Source organism: Rhodococcus sp. MH15 (assembly GCF_019266045.1).
GTDB lineage: Bacteria > Actinomycetota > Actinomycetes > Mycobacteriales > Mycobacteriaceae > Rhodococcus_F > Rhodococcus_F qingshengii.
In genome coordinates this window covers 1-4,830 of sequence record NZ_LPNP01000032.1, presented here as the reverse complement: position 1 = coordinate 4,830, position 4,830 = coordinate 1, and the positions used below count along the sequence as shown (strand labels likewise).

Sequence of the window (4,830 nt, the reverse complement as noted above, 5' to 3'; positions counted from 1 at the left end):
TGTAATCCGTAGCTAGTAGGTAGTGCCGTTGACATCATCCTGGGCTTCCTTCCACGGATTCGGGATATGTGGGCGACGGTGTTATCTGCAGGCAGCGAGGTACGCCGATGACACCGCCGACACGCACCGTTCGGGTGCATCGAATCAGGCAGGGTCGGGCGTAGCTTCGAGTTCAGGCGAACGGGAGCGGGCTGATGGCTACAGCGCAACGTGTCACTCTCAGCGACGGTGCAACGACCTGGACGGTGATCGACAGATCGTTCGGTCTCGTTGAGCCGGTCGAGGCATACCTCGAGTACGGGCGGCAAATCGACTTCCGGCCGAACACGACCCGCGCCTACGCACAGAGCCTGGCCCAGTGGTGGTCGTTCCTGGAAGTGACCGGCACATCGTGGGATGCGGTGAAGCTGCACGACTTCGGCGACTTCATCTCTGCCCTGCGCTACGGCGAGCTGGACTCGCCGGTCCGCGAACTCCGCCCCCGACCGACGCTCAGCGACAGCACGGTGAACCTCCGCATGCGCGCGGTGATGAGTTTCTACCGCTACCAGGCCGACAGCGGAACAGACGCTGCGCCGTTCCTGTGGAAGCAAGCCCAGGTCCGATCGGGCCGCTACCTCTCGTTCCTCGAGCACGTGGCCAGGCGAGCGCCGCAGAAGCGCGCAACTATCCGAATCCGCGCCGCCCGCAAGGCCATCCCGGTTCTGACGCCGACCACGATCGACGCCCTCCAAGATGCCGAGGCCAGCTACGACCCGGTGCTCGAGGAGTGGCGAGGTGACCTGCGATATCGGTTCCTGTGGGCAGTCCTGGCGGAATCGGGCATGCGGATCGGTGAAGCCCTCTCGTTGCAGCACCGCGACTGGATCACCGGGATCGGTGGCAAGAGCGCCCGGGTCGCGATCGTGAGCAGGGTGCACCCGCACGGCCTGTCCGCCAAGTCCGGGGAGCGCGAGGTCCACATCGGGTCGCGGCTCGATCGGCTCTACGCCGACTACGTGTGGTGGCTGTGCGATCGAGGCGCCGATGTGGCCCTCGATGATTGGGACAGCAGCTACATCTTCTGCAACGTGATGCGGAACCCGCTGTTCGCGCCGCTGCGCACCGAGTCGGTCTATGCGCACCTGCGCTCGATGAAGCACCGCGACAACGACTTCCCGAACCTGATGACACCGCACTGGTTTCGGCACACCCACGCCACTGCGCTGTTGCTGGCAGGGAGCCCCGTCCACACCGTCAGTCGCCGCCTCGGCCACGCGAGCGTGCAGACCACGATGAACATCTACGGCCACGTCACCGAGGACGCCGAGCTGGCCTCGGTAGCGAACTGGCGCGAATACGTCGCCGGATGGGAGTATCCGAATGCTTAGCCCAGCAACAGATCCCGCAATCACGTCCTGGTCGCGCAGCCCCAAGAGACTGCACCAGATCGATCCGGGCTTGGCACTAGCGGACATGTTCGACCTCACCATCGCCCGCAGGCTCTGGGACTCTCTGCCCGAAGAATGCCGCAGCGATCACTTCGACAAGAAGACGATGCCGGCGCACTACCGACCGGCGATCCGCGAAGTAAACGTCGGTGGGGGCTGGACCTCCTGCTACCTGAACTTCCGCGGTTTGCCGGAGCCGATGACCTGGGAAATCGCCTGGATCATTCATCGGCGTATCGAGCTGGGTCACTTCGTCCGCGTCATCGAGACGAATGCCGTCTTCACCCTGCTGCGCGCCGCGATGCATCACGACGACGAGTGCCGGTCGGCGCAATCGCTGCTGCACCGTTCGCCGGACGAGTGGGTGAGATCCGCACGGAAGGCTCAGATGCGCGGTGAGAAGATCGGCGAGTCTGCGTTCAAAGGCGGCACCTACCGCCTCGGGCACATGGCCGCCGTGCTCGGATACGCCTATCACCGCGGCCCGTGGTGGGAGCTGAACGTCTGGAACCCCAGCCTCGACCCGAGGGTGCCCCAACGCGACCACGAACCGCAAGGTCGCACGACCATGCACTTCACCAACCTGACCAGCATGTGGTTGCGCGAGGGAGCGAAGTACTGGCTCTCGGCGGGCCTGACCACGGAAAGGTACTCGTGGAGCACGATCAAATCGCGCCTGGACGCTCTGAAATGGCTGCAACGCTACATCGACACCACCGCCGATCAGGGCCCGTGCCTGACAACCGATCCACACCGCCTGCGGGGCTTCATCCGCGGCTTCTGCGACCTGCTCCTCGCACACCGCATCGAGTCCGGGGCGCGCGCGGGCAAGCCGCTGGCGACGAACCCACGCCGCCAGATCATGACCGCGATCGAACAGTTCTACCAGTTCATGTATGACCACCGGGACGAAGCCGCCACCGAACTCGGCATCAGCGCCTGGGCCACTCTGCGACCCGAGCACTGCGTGCTCTTCCGCCCCGAGGACAAGCCCCGCCTGGCCAACGTCAAGGCAGACGGCATGGTCCTCGAAGACGATGTCATGGCGCAGATCGCCGAAGGCAGCGGCCTGCTCGCACAGCCCGTGAACGAGGGCGGACTCGGCGACCTGCAAGCCTTCCACATCATGATGCTTCTGCTGCGCACCGGACGTCGCGCCAACGAGGTGCTGATGATGGACTTCGACCCACTCGAACCGATCCTGCGCACGCGCACAGACAGTGATCCTGACAGCGCGGGATTCGTCGCCCGGATGCGGTATCAACAGACCAAGATCGAATCGAACCTCGCACCCACGATCCCCGTGGACGAGGAGATCGTCACGATCATCCGAGCCCAACAAAAGCACGCCCGAGAAATGATGGCACACTTCGGAAACCCTGACGTCACGCCAAAATACCTGTTCCTTCGCACGACCCGAAACCGACTGGGCGACAAGCCTTACCCGCTTCCGACAATGCATCTGCGGTTCAGCAGACTCACCAGCCTGCTCAACATCAGAGACTCCGTCGGACGTCAGGTCGCGGTCTCCAAGACACACCGCTTCCGGCACACCGCCGCGACCAACCTCATCAACGCCGGAGTGCCGCTGCACGTCGTGATGCGCTACTTCGGACACATCTCTCCGGACATGACCTTGCACTACGCCGTGACCTCCGCTCAGACCATGGAGGAGGAATTCCTCCGATACAAGAAAGTCACCCGCGACGGCCGCACCGCCTCGATCGACAGCTCCGACCTCTACGACCTGATCCAGCTCGACAAGCGAGCCGACCGCATCCTCCCCAACGGCTGGTGCACGCTCCCACCGAAACAATTGTGCGATAAGGGAAACGCCTGCCTGTCCTGCTCGAAATTCGTCACCGACTCCACTCACGCCCCGCAGTTGCGGACCCAACTCACCGACACGGAAACCCTGATCGAACACCGGCAAGCAGTGTTCACCGCGAAGTACGGCGCCCCGATGGACGAGACGAACATCTGGCTGCACGGCCGCCAAATCGAGGTCGACTCGCTCAACCGGATCCTGCTCTCGATCAACGACGTCTCCGCCACCGACAAGGCCGTTCGCGGCCCCGGAACCACCATCTAGAGCAAGGAGAACCAGCCCGTGCCCGAACACCTCACCGCCGCAGCGCGAGCGCGCCACACCGAGACCAGAGCCCGCGCGGACGCGGCGCTGCTGGCACTCAGCAATGCAGGCGAGCCGGTCACCTTCGCGGCCGTCGCTCGCCGCGCCAAGGTCTCCACCGACTTCCTCTACAACCAGCCCGACCTGCGCACGAAGATCAACGACCTCCGCACCAGGCGGTCGCACCGCCGAACAACTCCGGAACAGATGACCGAACCCGGACAGCAGTCTGCACCGTCCGCAGTCAGAGCACTGTCCTCGCAGCTCAAGGAACTCAAACGGCGGCACGCCGAAGAGGTCGGCGAGCTGCGCACGGCGCTCGCGGTCGCCCACGGCGAGAACCTCGCGCTGCGGCGACGATTCACCGACTCCGGCTAGCGCCCTGCGGGTAAGCGATTTCGCCGCTCGTTCACGAAACACGACCCGCTGCCTCGGCATCGGCGGGAAGCGCCTGTCCGGGACACGTCGACAGGACGGTGGCGATCGCGTCTTTCTCCGCCTGGGTCACCCACAGTCGATACCGGAGTTTGACCGCGACCTGACGGGCCACATAAGCACAACGGAACGCCTTGTTCGGCGGCAGCCACGATGCGGCATCCGAATCACTCTTCGCCGAGTTCGGAGCCTGCGTGGTAGCGATGAGATTGAGCGGATCATTCGCCAGATCGATCCGCTCGGCGGCCGACAACTGCTGCGCGCCCTTCTGCCACGAATCACCAAGAGCGACGACATGCTCGATCGGGACGAGCGGCGAAGTCGTCTCCCCACGAACGAAATTCACCGTCGTCCCGGTATACGGATCGTGAAGAACTCCCGACTGCACCACACACGGCGGCGAGACCACACCCGAGCGGACCTTGCACGTGACGTCCACAAGGTCACGGGACAATATGTCCTCGCGAGTACTCAGCGAGTTCCCGCCCCACATAACGGTGTTCGTATCAGTCCACGCGACCCCGAACTCGCTGCGCGCATACCCCGTCTTCGGCGCACGCCCCTTCACCGCAAGCTGATCCAGCGCCGACAGTGCCTCATCGACCTGCACACCAGGCGCAGAAGTTCCCGACACCGGAGCGGCGAATACCGACCCACCATCAGCGGGAAGGACCGAGCAACCAGACACAGTGACAACGAACGCCGCAGCTACCGCCGCGACCCCGGTCACGCGCTGGCGCATCACAAGGCCACCACAGCAGTGAGCGGCATGTCATCGACATAGTGACCAGCAGAAAGAGGAAGACTCCTTGACAAAGCTGCTGATAACACGTG

The 4,830-nt window shown here is 64.0% G+C and carries 4 protein-coding genes; 3 read left to right on the top strand and 1 reads right to left on the bottom strand.

Annotation, left to right across the window (positions count from 1 at the left end; translation table 11 throughout):
* Positions 1-194: 194 nt before the first annotated feature.
* Genes ATN37_RS00365 through ATN37_RS00355 form a run of 3 tightly spaced genes read left to right on the top strand, consistent with a single transcriptional unit; the run spans position 195 to position 3,939 of the window.
* Positions 195-1,370, top strand: coding sequence for a tyrosine-type recombinase/integrase (locus tag ATN37_RS00365; protein ID WP_021334719.1), 1,176 nt, complete (start codon positions 195-197; stop codon positions 1,368-1,370).
* Complete coding sequence (locus tag ATN37_RS00360; RefSeq protein WP_080656790.1) at positions 1,363-3,522, top strand: site-specific integrase; 2,160 nt, start codon at positions 1,363-1,365, stop codon at positions 3,520-3,522. Before ATN37_RS00365 ends, ATN37_RS00360 begins: the two co-directional genes overlap by 8 nt.
* A gap of 18 nt (positions 3,523-3,540) precedes the next feature.
* Positions 3,541-3,939 (top strand): DUF6262 family protein, encoded by a 399-nt coding sequence (locus ATN37_RS00355; protein ID WP_021334717.1) that lies wholly within the window; start codon positions 3,541-3,543, stop codon positions 3,937-3,939.
* Positions 3,940-3,970: 31 nt separating this feature from the next.
* Here the strand turns inward: ATN37_RS00355 and ATN37_RS00350 are convergent, their stop codons facing one another.
* Positions 3,971-4,738, bottom strand: a complete 768-nt coding sequence (locus tag ATN37_RS00350; protein ID WP_021334716.1) for an HNH endonuclease family protein — start codon at positions 4,736-4,738, stop codon at positions 3,971-3,973.
* Positions 4,739-4,830: the final 92 nt, after the last annotated feature.

Excerpts from the sequence above, each read along its gene's own strand:
- ATN37_RS00365 (WP_021334719.1), top strand. The coding sequence starts at position 195 with ATGGCTACAGCGCAACGTGTCACTCTCAGCGACGGTGCAACGACCTGG.
- ATN37_RS00360 (WP_080656790.1), top strand. The coding sequence starts at position 1,363 with ATGCTTAGCCCAGCAACAGATCCCGCAATCACGTCCTGGTCGCGCAGC.
- ATN37_RS00350 (WP_021334716.1), bottom strand. The coding sequence starts at position 4,738 with ATGCGCCAGCGCGTGACCGGGGTCGCGGCGGTAGCTGCGGCGTTCGTT.